Source organism: Roseovarius sp. A-2 (assembly GCF_002072155.1).
GTDB lineage: Bacteria > Pseudomonadota > Alphaproteobacteria > Rhodobacterales > Rhodobacteraceae > Roseovarius.
Map to the genome: position 1 here is coordinate 20,617 of NZ_BDIY01000015.1, position 14,730 is coordinate 35,346.

Consider the following 14,730-nt stretch of genomic DNA (forward strand, 5'->3'; position numbering starts at 1 on the left):
GGGCTAGTCTGTAGGCCGACTGATCGGCCGTCTTCCCCTACCTCTCAATCCGCGCCACGATGCGCAGGCCGATCACCGGCCTGACGAGGTTGGCAAAGCCGGCGTCGCCGAAGGTGTGGCGGCGGGGGGGGGATGTCACGTTTGCTTGAGCGCCCATGCGCCGGGCTGGCCCGAGAGGTGCCATGCGGCGGGCGGGGCGTCGCGGGCGCGGCGGCGTTCGAGATGCCAGCCATCGGTGTCGAGGGTATGCGCGGGGGCCATGTGCCAGCGGCTCTCGACCCCCGGCGCGCCGCCCTCGCCCGGTGTCAGGATCAGGCCGAGGGGACGGTGATAACCGCGTGTCGCGCCTTCCTCGGCGGCGAGATGCAAGCGACGCACGGGGGTGAGGCCCGGCGGCCCCGGCAGGTCGGCGATGACTAGCGGCACCGCCCCGCTGCGCAGCGCCTCTTCCATGCACCAGAGCAGATCCTCGCGCCGCTGTGGTGTGGCGAAGAGCAGGCGCTCGGGGCCGTTCTCAGCGTCGGTGAAGGCGCAGGCGCCTTCGGGGTTGAGGCGGTCGGTGGCCCATGCGGGCGCGATCCAGAGCACCGGGCCGCGCGTGACCCCGATGAGCAGCATGGCGAGGCTGTGGCGGGCGGGGCCGCAGGCCTCATGCAGACGCGCCTGCACGAGATCGAGCGCGCCGAGGAAGCGCAGAGCCGGGCGCGGGCGGTGCTGTTGGCGGATGAGGAGCGCGGTGTCCATGGGAGCCGAGCATAGTATGTTCGCTGATTGTTCTCAAGCGGGCTAGCGCGCGAGGATGTCGCGCTAGTCCTTCAGCAACCGGTCGGCCTTTTTGCGCACCAGAACCGTGCGCAGATCGTGCATCGCGAGCAGGAGCGCATCCGTCACCTGCTCCAACTGCTCATCGGTGGCACGCGACTGCGCCCAATGGGTGGTGGTGTTGAGGTAATCCACCGCCCGCAGGATATCGTCGATATCGCGGTGATCGAGGATCGTCTGCCGCTCGGTCATCCAGTCGGTGATCGCGGCGATATCGGCCTCGCTCAACTCGCGGTCGCCATGCGGCTTGATCTCGGACTTGCGGATATTGACGACAGCGATCTGGTCCATGTCGATCCGGCGTTGCCGGTTCTCGGTATCCACCCGGAACACGAAGGCCCCGTTCTCGCGGACCCGGAAGTAGTAATCGGGGAGATCGCCCGCCATGTCCGCCCCTATCTCAGCCCTTCGCAGAACGCCCGTATCCGCCCGCAGGCCTCTTGCAGCGCCGTGTCGGAGGTAGCGTAGCTGACCCGGAAGTTCGGCGAAAGCCCGAAGGCCGCGCCGAAGACCACGGCGACGCCGGTCTCTTCCAGAAGGGCGGTGGCAAAGGCCTCGTCATCCTCGATCAGCGCGCCGCCAGCACTGGTCTTGCCAATCAGCCCGGCAATCGACGGGTAGACGTAGAAGGCGCCGTTGGGCACCGGGCACTCAATTCCGTCGATCGCGTTCAACATCGACACCACCAGATCGCGGCGGCGCGTGAAAACGGCGTTGTTCTCGGCGATGAAATCGTGGCTGCCATTCAGCGCCTCGACCGCCGCCCATTGGCTGATCGTGCAGGGGTTGGAGGTGCTTTGGCTTTGAATCTTGCGCATCGCCCCGATCAGCCGCTCGGGCCCCGCCGCATAGCCGATCCGCCAGCCAGTCATGCAATAGGCCTTGGAGACGCCGTTGCAGGTCAGCGTGCGCCCAAAAAGCGCCGGTTCCACCTGTGCGGGCGTGCAGAACTGAAAATCGTCATAAGCGAGGTGTTCATACATGTCGTCGGTCATCACCCAGACATGGGGATGGCGCAGCAGAACGTCGGTCAGGCCCTTCAACTCGTCCCATGTATAGCCCGCCCCGGTGGGGTTCGACGGCGAGTTGAAGATGAACCAGCGGGTTTTCGGCGTGATCGCGGCCTCGAGCGCCTCGGGCGTCAGCTTGAACCCGGTCTCGATCCCCGCGGGCACCACCACCGGTTCGCCCCCCGCCAGCAGCACCATGTCGGGATAGCTGACCCAATAGGGCGCGGGGATCACCACCTCGTCACCGGGATTGAGTGTCGCCATCAGCGCGTTGTAGAGGATCTGTTTGCCGCCCGAGGCGACGCTGACCTGAGCGGGCACATAGTCCAGCCCGTTGTCGCGTTTGAACTTGGCGCAGATCGCCGCCTTCAACTCGGAGATGCCATCGACGGCGGTGTATTTGGTCTTGCCCTCTTGAATCGCGCGTATGCCCGCCGCCTTGATATGGTCGGGCGTGTCAAAATCCGGCTCTCCGGCGCCGAGGCCGATCACGTCGCGCCCCGCTGCTTTCAGTTCCTGCGCCTTAGTCGTCACCGCGATGGTGGGCGAGGGTTTCACGCGCGATAATGTCGCTGACAGATCGGACATCGCCGCCTCCGGTTTGAATTCATCTGACAGATCTCATAGGGTGCGCCCAAAGGTTGATCAAGGATGATCGCCGGAAAGGGATGAGATGACAACAGACACCAATGACAGCTGGTTCGACCCCGATGCCACCACCTTCGGTGATCGCGTAGCGGGCGCGCGCGAACGCGCGGGCATGACGCAGGGGGACCTCGCCAAACGCCTCGGCGTGAAGCTCAAGACACTCAAGGCATGGGAGGACGACCAGTCCGAGCCGCGCGCCAACAAGCTGTCGATGATGGCGGGGCTGCTGAATGTCTCGCTGCTCTGGCTGCTCTCGGGTGAGGGTGACGGGCCCGATACGCCCACAGTCGGCGAATTGTCCCCCGATATCAGCCAGATGCTGACCGAGATCCGCGACATCCGTGCGCAGCTCATCTATTCCACCGACCGTCTCGGCCGGATCGAGAAGAGTCTGCGCGCCAAGCTGCGGGAAGAAGCCGGTGAGTGACGAGCCGCGCGAGCACCGTCTCAAGCGTCTCGCGATGCGCTCCATGCGGCGCGGCATCAAGGAGATGGACATCATCCTGAGCCGCTATGCCGAGACCCGGCTGGCGGCGATGGACGATGACAGCCTCGGCACCTACGAATCGCTGCTGTCGGAAAACGATCAGGATCTCTATCAGTGGGTGACCGGCCAGGTCGCCCCCCCGTCGCGGTTTGCCGATCTGATCAGCGACATCTCGGGCGTGGCCTGTTCGGGAAAATAGATCGGATTTTACGCGTCATTGTCGCGGTTTAACCTATTATTTGGCTTTTTGCCCCAGTTTCCGATGCGAGCTGCCACGCACGGAGACGGATATGAGCTTTCAAAAACCCCTGAGCCCGCCGACCGGGCATACCGCGTTCATCACGACCTATCTCGACGCGCTGTCGCTGGTTGAGCGGCTGCACCGGCTGTTGCTTGACGTCATTAAGGATGAGTTCGAGCGTCTCGGCATCCTCGACATCAATGCGGTACAGGGGTTGCTCTTGTTCAATATCGGCGATCACGAGGTCACTGCGGGCGAGCTCAAGACGCGCGGCTATTATCAGGGCAGCAATGTCAGCTACAATCTCAAGAAACTGGTCGATATGGGCTATATGCACCACCAACGCTGCGAGGTGGATCGCCGCTCGGTTCGCGTGCGCCTGACCGAAAAGGGGCGTGGTATCCGCGATGTGGTGGCCGGGCTCTTTGCCCGCCACGCCGAAGGGCTGGAGGGGCGCGGCGTGCTCGGCCCCGACGGGATCGACCTGATCACCTCGTCGCTGCGCCGGGTAGAGCGGTACTGGACCGACCAGATCCGCTATATCTACTGAACGGGCAGCGCGCCCAGCACGATATCGCTGATTTCACGGTAAAGCTTGCGTCCCATGGCGCGCTCGAAATCCTCGAACCCCTGCGCCAGTTCCAGAAACGCGCCGGGACCGCGCAGCACCTCGTCGCGGTAATGCCGCAGCACGGTCGTATCATGCCCCAGGATCACCAGCCCGTTCACAATGATCCCCTGAAACGGGAAATGCTTGTAGGCCAGCGCCGGCGCAAACCCTTGATTGTTGATTCCGTCGCCCGACACGTCGATCACCCGGCGCGCGCAATCGGGCGCGCGCGTCATCAGATGCGCACCATAGCCCAGGGCGGAACCGAGCGCGGTGGGATAATCCGAGGTCGAGCGTTCCATCCCCGCCAGAACCGCCGCCGCGCGAGTGATGTCGGCCTGGCTGCGCAGCAGCGTCCAGTCGAGATGCAGCTTTTCCTGGAACGGCCCGCTCCATTCATAGACCGCGAGCGCGACATCGCCCTCGCCGCTCAGGATCGCGTGCCGGATATCGGGCGAATCGAGCGCCCCCGCCAGACCTGCGCGCTGCAGGTCATATTCCCGGGCATCGACCGAGGACGACACGTCGAGCGCCAGCAGCAACGCGAGGCGGCAGGCCGCCTCTGCCGGGGCCGCGAACAGCCCCGACAACAAGGCCGCCCATCTTACCAATGGCCGGTGTTTTCCATGCTTGCCCATGGCTCGGCGGGCTCCAGCGGCTCGCCCTCCTGCAACAGCTCAATTGAGATGTTGTCGGGGCTGCGCACAAAGGCCATGCGCCCGTCGCGCGGCGGGCGGTTGATCAGCACGCCATTGTCCTGCAGATGCTGGCACGTCTCGTAGATATTTTCGACCGAATAGGCCAGATGCCCGAAATGCCGGCTGTCCGAGGGCAACCCCTCGTCGCCATCCCAGTTATAGGTCAGTTCGACCGGGCATTCTTCCTGCCCTTCGGGTGCCATGAAGATCAGCGTGAAACGGCCCCCTTCATTGTCCGAGCGGCGGGTTTCCTTGAGACCCAACAAGCCAAAGAACCGCAGCGTCGCGTCCAGATCCTTGACCCGGACCATCGTGTGTAGATACCTGATTTTCATCCTATGCCTCCGTGTTTGCGTTCTCGCAGAGGATAGTGGCCCGCGCCCCGATGTCGAGGGGGCAAAGCCGCCGCCGGGAACACCCGATATCGGCTTGGCGCATCGCCTCCCCGCAAGATATAGTGGGCAACGACTCATCTCAGCCCATGACCAGACAATGACCAGCCCATGAAAGGCCCCGCCATGCCCCTCAGCCCAGACCAGCAGGCCGAAATCGACGCGCAACGCAGTGAGACGCAGCAGACCCTGCGCGCCACCGCCCCGGGGATGGAGAAACACCTCTATACCGCGCATCCGGTGCTCGATCACGGTTTCGTGCGGGTGATCGACTACATGGGCGACGATGCCGCGATCTGTCAGGCGGCGCGGGTATCCTACGGGCGCGGCACCAAATCGGTCAGCAATGACGAGGGGCTTATTCGATACCTGATGCGGCACTGGCATTCGACCCCGTTCGAGATGTGCGAAATCAAGCTGCATGTGAAACTGCCCGTTTTCGTGGCGCGGCAGTGGATCCGGCACCGCACCGCCAACGTCAACGAATATTCCGCCCGCTACTCGATCCTCGACCGGGAGTTCTACATCCCCGCGCCCGACGCGCTGGCGGCGCAATCGACCACCAACAATCAGGGGCGCGGCGCGGCGCTGGAGGGTGAGGAGGCCGACCGCGTGCTGCGCCTGCTGACCGAGGACGCGATGCGCTGCTATGACCATTACGAGGCGATGATCGGGCAAGAGGGGCAGCAGGGGCTGGCGCGCGAACTGGCCCGCATGAACCTGCCCGCCAATATCTATACGCAATGGTATTGGAAGGTCGATCTGCACAACCTGCTGCATTTCCTGCGGCTGCGGGCGGATGCCCACGCGCAATACGAAATCCGGGTCTATGCCGACGCGATCTGCGACATCGTCGCCGATTGGGTGCCCGCCGCCTACAAAGCCTTCGCCGACTACCGCATGGGCGGTGCCACGCTCTCGGCCACGGCGCTTGAGTGCGTGCGGCGGATGTTGAAGGGGGAAGAGGTGACGCAGGAGAATAGCGGCATGAGCAAGGGGGAATGGCGGGAGTTTGAGGGGGTTTTCAAGAATAATTAAAGTAGTAATTTTTGAAGATCTTCAGCCTGTCGTTGGTTTACCCGGCTCACGTATCCCAAAATGCCTTGCGTGGTCGGGCAATTGCCTAAATGTCGAATATTTACGTAGAAGTCATTCATTCGTTCCTCAGTAATCTCGAGGCAATTTCTTGAGATATTTATATTAAATGCGGTGATTTTCGTTTGTACAACTTTCGTCTTTTCCTGATTCGTTGGGAAGTTCGCTTTCTGGCAAGCGAGTAAGACATTATCGCTGGCTTCCCTTAAGGTTTTCTCGTTCTTAGACGACAAAAGAATGTCATCTCCGTACAGCGTTGTCTGAACATTAGGAGCAATCTCTCGAAGAGTTTTTCCCAACTGGGACTGATCTAAAACAAGCGCTGCTAACGCTGGCGACTGAACAAAGCCAAAGGGTAGGGTGAAACCCTTTTCGGATCGAACTGTTGAGACTACGGCGAAACCTTCCGCCTCGCGGAAACCAAATCCTACCTTTTTCATCGATCGCACAATCTTGTTTTTGCTGACGTGGTAAAAAAACCTCTCAAGGTCGATATGCGAAAAGAAACTATTCTCACTATGGAGTTTGCTTGCCATGACGTGCCCGCCACTGTGAAAGTGAAAATAGAACTTGGGGAACCTTGCTCGCTCAATGATTAGGTTTGTCATTCTACGAGCATGAGGGATTAGATGCTTTTCTTGAACATAGGCCCATTTCCCGTTGCCTAGGTCAATCTTATGATTGAAGTTTCGCATGCCTGTCCCAGTTGAGGGCTGGTCCGAGGTACTTGACTAGGATCACAAGCAGCTTCACAGCCACAAGGATCAAGAACAAGTATTCCCGAACCAGCCGAACATAAAGAAGATGTTTCTTCATGCCGGTCTCCTCACCTCGGCGGCTAAGCGCTCAGAACTGCCTGAACGCCCCCCAACTGACGACAACACGGAATTGCAAAAGCTGTCGCATCAGGCAACCCAAGGATCGCACAACGGGGAATCCGGTGATTGACCAAAGAAGCTGCGTAAGGAACCCGTTCTAGCCGAGGAACTGTTTGATAGCTTTTTGGTCAGCGCCCTGCAATAGCATCTGTAGGGTGGCCTTCCGACGCACCATCCCCCCCCACACCCCATCGGCGGGGTGAAATCCCGCCCTACGGCCTTGCCGCCGCCCCCCTCAGATCGCCTGAAAGCGGGGCAGCCAGCCGAGGCTGGCCTCGGTGTCGCCCCCGGCGGGCCGGTATTCGGCACCGATGGGGCGGGTCCAGCCCAGCCGTTTCATCCGCGCCAGCAGCCAGCCGAGGTCGACCTCACCCGCATCCGGCGCGCCGCGGTCGGGCACGCCCGCGATCTGGACATGGCCGATGATCGACAAGAGCGCCTCGAACCGGTGCGACAGATCCCCCTCCATGATTTGCAGGTGATAGCAGTCGAACATCAGCCGCAGATTATCCCGCCCAAGCGCCGCGATTACCTCGGCGGCGTGGGCGGAGTGCGACAGGTGATAGCCCGGCACGTCGCGGCGATTGATCGGCTCGATCAGGATGGTGATGCCGTGCGGTGCGGCCAGATCACAGGCATGGGCGAGGTTGTCGCGGAACGTGGCCTCGGCCCCTGCCCCGCCATCGGTGCGCCCGGCCATGACATGCACAGCCCCGGCGCCGATGGTCTGCGCATACCCCACCGCCTGCGCGATGGCCTCGTGCGCCTGCGGCTCGCGACCGGGCAGCGCGGCAAGGCCGAACTCGCCCGCGTCGCGGTCGCCCGGCCAGGTGTTGAGCCCCAGCATCGACAACCCGGTGGCGTCGAGTGCCGCGCGCACCGCGCCCGGATCGCTGTCATAGGGAAAGTGGCATTCGACCGCATCGAACCCCGCCGCATGGGCGGCATGGATCGCGTCGGGCAGGGGCCGGTCGGTGAAGAGAAACCCGAGATTGGCGGAAAAGCGCATCAGTCCCAATCCACCTCGAACTTGCGCACGACCTGCCCAATCTGATCCGAGTCGAGCGGCTGTGCGCCCGTGCCGCGCAGGAGAAGTGCCAGTTTCGCGGTCTCTTCCAGTTCCTCCATGGCAAATACTGCCGCCTCCAGATCCTTTGACGCCACGACGGGGCCGTGATTGGCCAGCAACACCGCCGCGCGTCGGCCCGCAAGGCCCCGGATCGCGTCGGCCATACCCGCATCGCCCGGCACGAAAAACGGCAGCAGCGCCACCTTGCCGACCCGCATCACCGCATAGGCGGTGAGCGGCGGCACGGCGTTGTCGGGGTCGGTTTCGGGCAGGATCGAGAGGGCGACGGAATGGGTGGAATGCAGATGCACCACCGCGCCCGCGCTGCGCCGTGTCTCATAAAACGCGGAATGCAGGGGCATTTCCTTGGTCGGGGCATCGCCCGAGATGTGCCGCCCCGCCGCATCAAACCGGCTGAGCCGGGCGGGATCGAGCCGCCCCATGCTGACGCCGGTGGGGGTGACCAAAAGCCCGCCATCCCCGGTGCGGACCGAGATATTGCCCGACGCACCGCCGGTCAGTCCCCGGTCAAAGAGGGACTGCGCCCAAAAGCAGATATCCTCGCGCAGCGTGCTGTCGCTCATTGCGGGGCCTCCATCATGCGGGCGGCGTCGGTGAAGAAATCCGGCCCGCCGAAATTGCCGGATTTGAGGGTGACGACAAGGGCGTCGCCCGCGCGCATCATCGGCACGCCGGGGGCGATCTCGGGCCCGATCTCGAGTTGGGCGAGGCTCAAACCCTCGACCACCGCGCCCGAGGTTTCGCCGCCCGCGCTGATCAGGCGGGTCACTCCGCGCGCATTGAGCGCGCGGGCGAGCGCGGCGAAGAGCGTCTCGATCCGGGTGGCGATCTGCGCCGTGCCGAAGCGGTCCTGCGCGCGCCGGACGGCATCGGGATCGGCGGAAGAGTAAAGCAGCGGGATGCCGTCCTGCGCCATGGCCCAATCGGCGAGCGCCTCGGCGTCGATCTCTCCGGCCATGAGCGCGCCTGCCTCGATCTCGCGCGCCGGGTGGCGGGCAGCGTGGCGGGCGACCTGTTCGCGCGTGACCGCAGAGCAAGAGCCCGACAGCGCCACCACCGGCCCCGCCTGCCCGCGCCACGTGGCGGTGCTGCCCGAGAGCAGCCCGCGCGCCCGGAAATTGCCGGGCAGGCCCATGGCGATGCCCGATCCGCCGGTAATGAGCGGCAGGTCGGCTGCCGCCTGCCCGAGGGTCACGAGATCGGCATCGGTGATGGCGTCGGCGACGATCAGGCGATGGCCCTTGGCGTGTTCGGTATCAAGCGCCGCGCGGGCGGCCTCTGCCCCCTGCCCTACCACGCCTGCCGCGACATGGCCGACGCGGCCCTGCACCTGATGGCCCAACCATCGGCGGATATCGGGATCGGTCATCGGGGTGAGCGGGTGATGCTGCATGCCGCTCTCGCTCAGCAGGCGGTCGTTGACGAAGAGATGCCCCTGGTAGACCGAGCGGCCGGTCGCTGGGAAGGCCGGGCAGACGATCACGCGGGTGGCATCCAATGCCTCGGCCAGCGCCTCGGCCACCGGGCCGATATTGCCCTCGCGGGTGGAATCGAAGGTAGAGCAGTATTTGAAGAGGAACTGCGTGCAGCCCTGCGCGCGCAACCAGTCGAGTGCAGCGCGCGATTGCGCCACCGCCTCGGCCACCGGGAGGGAGCGGGATTTCAGCGCGACGATCCCGGCCTCGACATGGCTGTCGGCGGGGCCGTCCGGCACGCCCACATATTGCACCGTGCGCATGCCCGCGCGGGCCAGCGTGTTGCCGAGATCGCCGGATCCGGTGAAATCGTCGCCGATACAGCCCAGGAGCATCACCCGTCCCCCGGCAGTTTCACGCCCGCGCGGGCGGCGATGTGTTTGGTGATGGCGGCGTCGTCCTCTGCTCCCAGACCGGCGGCGGTGGCCTCGCGGTATTGCGTGAGCGCCGCCTCGGTCACCGGCAGGGGCAGGTTTGCCGCGCCAGCAATGGCGGTGACAATGCCCAGATCCTTGGGCCAGATCGTGATCGCCGAGCGCGGGGTGTAATCGGCCTCGATCACATGCGGCGCGCGGTTCTCGAACATCCAGGACGTGCCTGCCGAGACGCGGATGATGTCGAGCACACGGGCGAGATCGAGCCCCTGCGAGGCGGCGAAGCTGAGCGCCTCGCCCATGGCGACGATATGCACGCCCGCGAGCAATTGATTGACCGCCTTCATCGCCGAGCCTGCGCCTGCGCTGTCGCCCAAATGGTGCACGGTTTCGGCCATAGCGTCGAGCACGGGGGCCGCGCCGTCGAACGCCTGCACGCTGCCCGAGGCCATGATCGAGAGCCGCCCCTCGGCGGCCTTGGCGGCCCCGCCAGAAATCGGCGCGTCGAGATAGTGGAGACCGGCGCGCGTTGCCTCACCCTCCATCTCGCGGGCGAAATCAGGCGGCACGGTGGCGCAGCCGAGGATGGTGCCACCGGGGGCCAGATGGCGTGCCCAGCCTTGCGGCCCGAAGAGCGCCGCGCGCATCTGATCGGCGTTGAGCACGACGCAGACGAGAATCTCGGCCGGGGGGCGATCGGGGGTGAGTGCCTGCCCCCCTGCAGCCGTCAATTCGGCCACGCGCGACGGGTCGGGGTCGAATCCGTATACCTCAAGCCCCGCGCGCAGCGCCGATTGCGCCATGCCGAGCCCCATCGAGCCGAGCCCCGCGAAATGAACGATCCGCGTCATGGTGTGCCTCCGAATACCAGGTCGACCGGCCAGAGCGTGATCGCCGGGACATAGGTGATGATCATCAGCGCGCCAAAGACGGTCAGCACGAACCACGCCAGTTGCGGGATGATCCGTTCGACCGGCAGGTCTGCCACGGCGCAGGCGGCGAAGAGATTAACGCCGAGCGGCGGGGTGATCATGCCGAGCGCGAGGTTGACCACGATCACCAGCCCGAAATGCACCGGATCGACACCGTAGCCGATGGCGATGGGCGTGAGGATCGGGGCCAGCACGAGGATCGCCGCCGAGGTCTCGATGAACATGCCGATCACCAGCAGCATCAGGTTGACCACCAACAGAAAGGCGATGCGGCTTTCGAACACGTCCTTGAACCACGCCGCGATTTCGTTGGGCAGGCCCGAGCGGGTGATGAGGAAGGAAAACAGCGCCGCCGCCGAGATGATCAGCATGATCGCCGAGGTGGCGAGCACGGTTTTCTTGAGGATCTGCGGCAGGTCGGCGAAACGCAATTCGCGGTAGAAGAGCATGCCGACAATCACCGCCGCCGCGACCGCCGCCGCACTTGCCTCGGTCGGAGTGAAGATGCCGGAATAGATACCGCCCAGAATGACGAAGGGCACGATCAGAGCGGGCAGTGCGGATTTGAGCGCGGGGCCGAGAGGGGGCCGGTTGCGCCCGTCCTCAAGCCCGATGCCGCGCACCCGGCACAGGATCAGTACCAGCGCCATAAGCGCGCCCGCCACCAGTACCCCCGGCCCGATGCCCGCGATGAAAAGCTGGCCGATCGAGGTGTCGGTGGACACGCCATAAAGGATGAGCGGGATCGAGGGCGGAATGAGCACGCCCAGTTCGGCGGAGCTGGCCTGCACCGAGGCGGCGAGAGGTTTGGGATAGCCGTGCTTGACCATCGCCGGGATGAGGATTGCACCGATGGCAAAGGTAGTGGCAACCGAGGAGCCCGAGACCGAGGCGAACATCATGCAGGTCAGCACGCAGGAGGCCGCAAGCCCGCCCTGAATGCCGCCGACGATGGATTTCGCCAGTTCCACCAGCCGGTGCGAGATGCCGCCCGCCGACATCAGGTTGCCCGCGAGGATGAAGAGCGGAATCGCCATCAGCGGAAAGCTGTCGATGCCGGTGAACATGCGCTGCGCCACCAGCAGGAGCGGCAGGCGGCCATGCGCCTCGATCCCGAGGACCGAAGCGAAGCCGATGGCGACCGCAATCGGCACGCCCGCCAGAAAGAAGATCGCGAGCGACAGGGCAAGGGCGAGGTTCATGCGTCGGTCTCCACCGGCTGCAACCCGCCGAACCGGATCGCCCGCAGCGCGCAGCCCAGAACGGCGATCAGGATGAAGACCGACCCTACGGGCAGCGCCGCGTAGACCCAGGCGATGGAAATCTCAAGTGCCGCGAGTTTCTGGCCCATGACCCGCTCGGTCATCGCCCAGCCCTGCCAGAACAGGATCGCGAAGAAGGTAATCGTCAGGCTGCACGCAACCAGATAGAGAAGAAAGCCGAGGCGCGGTGGCAGGATGCGTTGCACAATCTCGACGGCGATCATCGTACCCTCGCGAAAGGCCGGGGCGACGCCAAGGAAGACCGACCAGATCATCGCCGAACGGGTGATCACCTCGGACCATGTGGAGGGGTGGCCAAAGACGAAGCGTGTCGTCACCTGATAGAGCGCGAGCGCGGTCGCGATCAGCAGAAAGCCGATGGCGAGCCGCAGGGCGATGCCGGTGGTGATCGCCTCGAACCTGAGAAAGAGTGTCATCGCCGCCCTCTCGAAAGAAAACGGGTCGGCGCGCCGCGCGCCGACCCTTGCCGTGACAGGGACGTTATTCGACGGCCTTGATGCGGTCCACCATCTCGGAGCCATACTGGTCAGTATAGACCGAATAGGAGCTTTCGGCGGCGAGCTTGGCGAAGGGGGCCTTGTCGATATCGGTGATCACCTCCATGCCGTTCTCGCGCAGCATTTCGACGCCCGCCTCTTCCAGCCGGTTGACCTCGGCGCGGGTGGCGGCGGCGGAGGCTTTGGCAGCCTCCATGAACCAGCCCTGCTGTTCCTCGGTCAGCCCGTCAAACAGGATCGGCGAGGCCAGCACCACGGCTGGCGAATAGACATGGCCGGTCAACGAGACGTAGTTCTGCACCTCCCAGAATTTCGACGCGGTGATCACGGTCACCGGGTTTTCCTGCCCGTCGACCACGCCCTGTTGCAGCGCGCCGAACAGTTCCGGAAAGGCCATCGGCGTGGGGGCGGCACCCATGCCCTCGAAGGCGGCCATGTGGACGCGGTTTTCCATCGTGCGCAGCTTCAGCCCGTCGAGATCCTCGGGCGTGCGCACCGGGCGCTGCGAGTTGGTCACGTGGCGAAAGCCGTTTTCCGACCAGGCAAGCCCGACGAGGTTGTTCTTGCCGATCTCGTCAAGCAGTTCCTGCCCGATCTCACCGTCGAGCGTGGTGCGCGCGTGATCGTAGTCGCGAAAGAGGAACGGCAGGTCGAGCGCATAGACCTGCGGCACGAAATTGCCCAAGGGGCCGGTGGAGGTGATGACCACGTCGAGCGAGCCGATCTGAAGCCCCTCGATCATGTCACGTTCACCGCCCAACTGGCCCGCCGGGGCCTGCTCGCCGGTGAAGGCACCGCCCGACAGTTCGGCCAGCGTGTCGATGAAGGCCTGCGCACCGACACCATAATGCGATTGCGGCGACAGCGAATGGCCGATGACGATGTTTTCCTGCGCCTGACCTGCGGTGGCGAGCGAAAGCGCGGCAAGCGCGCCGACTGCGAAATGTTTCATGAAACTCCTCCTGTTGTCGGCCCGGCGGGTCGATGCCCCGGGCCCGTGTCTTCACCCTCTCCCTTGACGCAAGCGGCGGGCGAACGCCAGTTCAGTCGCGTCTGGGAAGATGGATACAGGTTATGACAGCGCTGTCAATACGGTCACGGAACACCTGAAATTGTAACATGTGACTCAGATTTGGAATGACAGCGGTACCATAATGCCGCATTTTCGCGGGATGGACGACGACCGACAAGACACGCAGACACGCCGCCCCACCCTGTCTCAGGTGGCCCGCGCCGCCGGGGTGAGCGAAATCACCGCAAGCCGCGCGCTGCGCCGCGACGGCCCTGTTGCACGCGACACGCGCGACCGGGTGGAGCGCGCCGCCCTCGCGCTAAACTACGTGCCCAACCGGCTGGCGGGGACGTTGGCCGGGGCCGCGTCGCGGCAGGTGGGCGTGATCCTGCCCTCGCTGTCCAATATCGTCTTTGCCGATGTGCTCAAGGGATTGGAGGACCGGCTGGAGGGCGACGGCTATCATCCCATTCTGGGCATTTCCAATTACGATCCGCTGCGCGAGGAGCGGCTGTTGCGGGACCTTTTGTCGTGGCGGCCCGCCGGTCTGGTGATCGCGCCCGCGCGCAAGACCGATGTCACGCGCGGCCTGCTGGCGGCAGCCGATCTACCGGTGGTCGAGATTATGGATGTCGATGCCGAGAGCGCCGACATGGCGGTGGGCATTTCGCACTATGGGGCCGGCCGGGCGATGGCGCATTACCTTGCCGGGCGCGGCTATCGGCGCTTTGCCTATCTGGGCCACGGGATCGAGACCGATTTCCGCGCCACGCAGCGGCTCGACGGGTTTCGCGACGGGTTGCGAGAGGTCGGCGTGACGCTTGGCAATGTGCTGTGCCTGCCCGGCCCCTCGACGGTGTCCTTGGGGCGTGAAGGGCTGGCGCGGCTGCTGGCCGAGGCCGAAACCCCGCCCGAGGCGGTGTTTTTCTCCAATGACGACATGGCCGTGGGCGGCGCGTTTCACTGTCAGGCGGCGGGCATTGCGGTACCCGAGGAACTGGCGCTTGCCGGGTTCAACGGGCTGAGCATCGGGCAGGCGTTGCCCAGACCGCTGACCACCATTGCCTCGCAGCGCGAGCATATCGGCTTTGTTGCCGCCACGCATCTGCTCGACCGGCTGGCGGGGGGCAGACCGCCTCGCGTGACCAATGTCGATTTCCGGCTGATCCCCGGCGCGACCGCCTGA

Annotated in this window: 18 protein-coding genes; 5 read left to right on the top strand and 13 right to left on the bottom strand. The window is 64.4% G+C overall.

The annotated features are described in order from the left end of the window. Positions 1 to 135: 135 nt before the first annotated feature. The 3 genes from BHD06_RS15305 to BHD06_RS15315 form a co-directional block, all read right to left on the bottom strand. Positions 136 to 744 (bottom strand): ImuA family protein, encoded by a 609-nt coding sequence (locus BHD06_RS15305; protein ID WP_080457847.1) that lies wholly within the window; start codon positions 742 to 744, stop codon positions 136 to 138. Positions 745 to 807: 63 nt separating this feature from the next. After that, positions 808 to 1,209, bottom strand: coding sequence for a hypothetical protein (locus BHD06_RS15310; RefSeq protein WP_080457848.1), 402 nt, complete (start codon positions 1,207 to 1,209; stop codon positions 808 to 810). 8 nt (positions 1,210 to 1,217) lie between these two features. Then, entirely contained in the window at positions 1,218 to 2,420 is a 1,203-nt protein-coding gene (locus BHD06_RS15315) for a pyridoxal phosphate-dependent aminotransferase (RefSeq protein ID WP_080457849.1), read from the bottom strand. 85 nt (positions 2,421 to 2,505) lie between these two features. On the opposite strand from BHD06_RS15315, the gene BHD06_RS15320 reads away from it, so the two are divergent. The 3 genes from BHD06_RS15320 (at position 2,506) to BHD06_RS15330 (ending at position 3,758) form a co-directional block, all read left to right on the top strand. Further along, positions 2,506 to 2,907 carry a helix-turn-helix transcriptional regulator gene (locus BHD06_RS15320; RefSeq protein WP_080457850.1) on the top strand — a complete coding sequence of 134 codons (402 nt, stop codon included), beginning with the start codon at positions 2,506 to 2,508 and terminating at the stop codon, positions 2,905 to 2,907. Positions 2,908 to 2,941: 34 nt separating this feature from the next. Beyond that, complete coding sequence (locus BHD06_RS15325; protein WP_080457922.1) at positions 2,942 to 3,166, top strand: succinate dehydrogenase assembly factor 2; 225 nt, start codon at positions 2,942 to 2,944, stop codon at positions 3,164 to 3,166. 91 nt (positions 3,167 to 3,257) lie between these two features. Continuing rightward, positions 3,258 to 3,758, top strand: a complete 501-nt coding sequence (locus BHD06_RS15330; protein WP_080457851.1) for a MarR family winged helix-turn-helix transcriptional regulator — start codon at positions 3,258 to 3,260, stop codon at positions 3,756 to 3,758. Here the strand turns inward: BHD06_RS15330 and BHD06_RS15335 are convergent. Further along, entirely contained in the window at positions 3,752 to 4,456 is a 705-nt protein-coding gene (locus BHD06_RS15335; protein ID WP_080457852.1) for a DUF1194 domain-containing protein, read from the bottom strand. The two genes, BHD06_RS15330 and BHD06_RS15335, sit on opposite strands and share 7 nt — an antisense overlap. Then, entirely contained in the window at positions 4,423 to 4,851 is a 429-nt protein-coding gene (locus tag BHD06_RS15340; RefSeq protein WP_080457853.1) for a VOC family protein, read from the bottom strand. The genes BHD06_RS15335 and BHD06_RS15340 overlap by 34 nt, the downstream gene beginning before the upstream one ends. 183 nt (positions 4,852 to 5,034) lie before the next feature. Here BHD06_RS15340 and thyX point away from each other — a divergent pair, with 183 nt between their 5' ends. Continuing rightward, positions 5,035 to 5,946 carry an FAD-dependent thymidylate synthase gene (thyX, locus tag BHD06_RS15345; RefSeq protein WP_080457854.1) on the top strand — a complete coding sequence of 304 codons (912 nt, stop codon included), beginning with the start codon at positions 5,035 to 5,037 and terminating at the stop codon, positions 5,944 to 5,946. On the opposite strand, the gene BHD06_RS15350 is transcribed toward thyX, so the two are convergent. The 8 genes from BHD06_RS15350 to BHD06_RS15385 all read right to left on the bottom strand — a co-directional run bounded on the left by BHD06_RS15350 (position 5,943) and on the right by BHD06_RS15385 (position 13,484). Next, the gene (locus tag BHD06_RS15350) at positions 5,943 to 6,698 is read right to left on the bottom strand and encodes a reverse transcriptase domain-containing protein (protein ID WP_080457855.1); all 756 of its coding nucleotides are present in this window, start codon (positions 6,696 to 6,698) and stop codon (positions 5,943 to 5,945) included. The two genes, thyX and BHD06_RS15350, sit on opposite strands and share 4 nt — an antisense overlap. Before the next feature lie 418 nt (positions 6,699 to 7,116). Continuing rightward, the gene (locus BHD06_RS15355; protein WP_080457923.1) at positions 7,117 to 7,890 is read right to left on the bottom strand and encodes a hydroxypyruvate isomerase family protein; all 774 of its coding nucleotides are present in this window, start codon (positions 7,888 to 7,890) and stop codon (positions 7,117 to 7,119) included. Continuing rightward, entirely contained in the window at positions 7,890 to 8,534 is a 645-nt protein-coding gene (otnC, locus tag BHD06_RS15360) for a 3-oxo-tetronate 4-phosphate decarboxylase (RefSeq protein WP_080457856.1), read from the bottom strand. The genes BHD06_RS15355 and otnC overlap by 1 nt, the downstream gene beginning before the upstream one ends. Continuing rightward, positions 8,531 to 9,781: a 3-oxo-tetronate kinase gene (gene otnK / locus BHD06_RS15365; protein WP_080457857.1), complete on the bottom strand. Its 1,251-nt coding sequence runs from the start codon at positions 9,779 to 9,781 to the stop codon at positions 8,531 to 8,533. The genes otnC and otnK overlap by 4 nt, the downstream gene beginning before the upstream one ends. Next, a complete protein-coding gene (gene ltnD / locus BHD06_RS15370) occupies positions 9,781 to 10,671 on the bottom strand; it encodes an L-threonate dehydrogenase (protein ID WP_080457858.1) in 891 nt (296 codons plus the stop codon). Before ltnD ends, otnK begins: the two co-directional genes overlap by 1 nt. Then, entirely contained in the window at positions 10,668 to 11,954 is a 1,287-nt protein-coding gene (locus BHD06_RS15375; RefSeq protein WP_080457859.1) for a TRAP transporter large permease, read from the bottom strand. Before BHD06_RS15375 ends, ltnD begins: the two co-directional genes overlap by 4 nt. Further along, positions 11,951 to 12,451: a TRAP transporter small permease gene (locus BHD06_RS15380; protein WP_080457860.1), complete on the bottom strand. Its 501-nt coding sequence runs from the start codon at positions 12,449 to 12,451 to the stop codon at positions 11,951 to 11,953. The genes BHD06_RS15375 and BHD06_RS15380 overlap by 4 nt, the downstream gene beginning before the upstream one ends. Positions 12,452 to 12,515: 64 nt before the next feature. Next, positions 12,516 to 13,484, bottom strand: coding sequence for a TRAP transporter substrate-binding protein (locus BHD06_RS15385; RefSeq protein ID WP_080457861.1), 969 nt, complete (start codon positions 13,482 to 13,484; stop codon positions 12,516 to 12,518). 202 nt (positions 13,485 to 13,686) lie between these two features. Here BHD06_RS15385 and BHD06_RS15390 point away from each other — a divergent pair, with 202 nt between their 5' ends. Further along, complete coding sequence (locus tag BHD06_RS15390; RefSeq protein ID WP_254892441.1) at positions 13,687 to 14,730, top strand: LacI family DNA-binding transcriptional regulator; 1,044 nt, start codon at positions 13,687 to 13,689, stop codon at positions 14,728 to 14,730.

Coding starts and splice junctions, on each gene's coding strand:
- BHD06_RS15305 (WP_080457847.1), bottom strand. CDS start 744: ATGGACACCGCGCTCCTCATCCGCCAACAGCACCGCCCGCGCCCGGCT.
- BHD06_RS15310 (WP_080457848.1), bottom strand. CDS start 1,209: ATGGCGGGCGATCTCCCCGATTACTACTTCCGGGTCCGCGAGAACGGG.
- BHD06_RS15315 (WP_080457849.1), bottom strand. CDS start 2,420: ATGTCCGATCTGTCAGCGACATTATCGCGCGTGAAACCCTCGCCCACC.
- BHD06_RS15320 (WP_080457850.1), top strand. CDS start 2,506: ATGACAACAGACACCAATGACAGCTGGTTCGACCCCGATGCCACCACC.
- BHD06_RS15325 (WP_080457922.1), top strand. CDS start 2,942: ATGCGCTCCATGCGGCGCGGCATCAAGGAGATGGACATCATCCTGAGC.
- BHD06_RS15330 (WP_080457851.1), top strand. CDS start 3,258: ATGAGCTTTCAAAAACCCCTGAGCCCGCCGACCGGGCATACCGCGTTC.
- BHD06_RS15335 (WP_080457852.1), bottom strand. CDS start 4,456: ATGGGCAAGCATGGAAAACACCGGCCATTGGTAAGATGGGCGGCCTTG.
- BHD06_RS15340 (WP_080457853.1), bottom strand. CDS start 4,851: ATGAAAATCAGGTATCTACACACGATGGTCCGGGTCAAGGATCTGGAC.
- thyX (WP_080457854.1), top strand. CDS start 5,035: ATGCCCCTCAGCCCAGACCAGCAGGCCGAAATCGACGCGCAACGCAGT.
- BHD06_RS15350 (WP_080457855.1), bottom strand. CDS start 6,698: ATGCGAAACTTCAATCATAAGATTGACCTAGGCAACGGGAAATGGGCC.
- BHD06_RS15355 (WP_080457923.1), bottom strand. CDS start 7,890: ATGCGCTTTTCCGCCAATCTCGGGTTTCTCTTCACCGACCGGCCCCTG.
- otnC (WP_080457856.1), bottom strand. CDS start 8,534: ATGAGCGACAGCACGCTGCGCGAGGATATCTGCTTTTGGGCGCAGTCC.
- otnK (WP_080457857.1), bottom strand. CDS start 9,781: ATGCTCCTGGGCTGTATCGGCGACGATTTCACCGGATCCGGCGATCTC.
- ltnD (WP_080457858.1), bottom strand. CDS start 10,671: ATGACGCGGATCGTTCATTTCGCGGGGCTCGGCTCGATGGGGCTCGGC.
- BHD06_RS15375 (WP_080457859.1), bottom strand. CDS start 11,954: ATGAACCTCGCCCTTGCCCTGTCGCTCGCGATCTTCTTTCTGGCGGGC.
- BHD06_RS15380 (WP_080457860.1), bottom strand. CDS start 12,451: ATGACACTCTTTCTCAGGTTCGAGGCGATCACCACCGGCATCGCCCTG.
- BHD06_RS15385 (WP_080457861.1), bottom strand. CDS start 13,484: ATGAAACATTTCGCAGTCGGCGCGCTTGCCGCGCTTTCGCTCGCCACC.
- BHD06_RS15390 (WP_254892441.1), top strand. CDS start 13,687: ATGCCGCATTTTCGCGGGATGGACGACGACCGACAAGACACGCAGACA.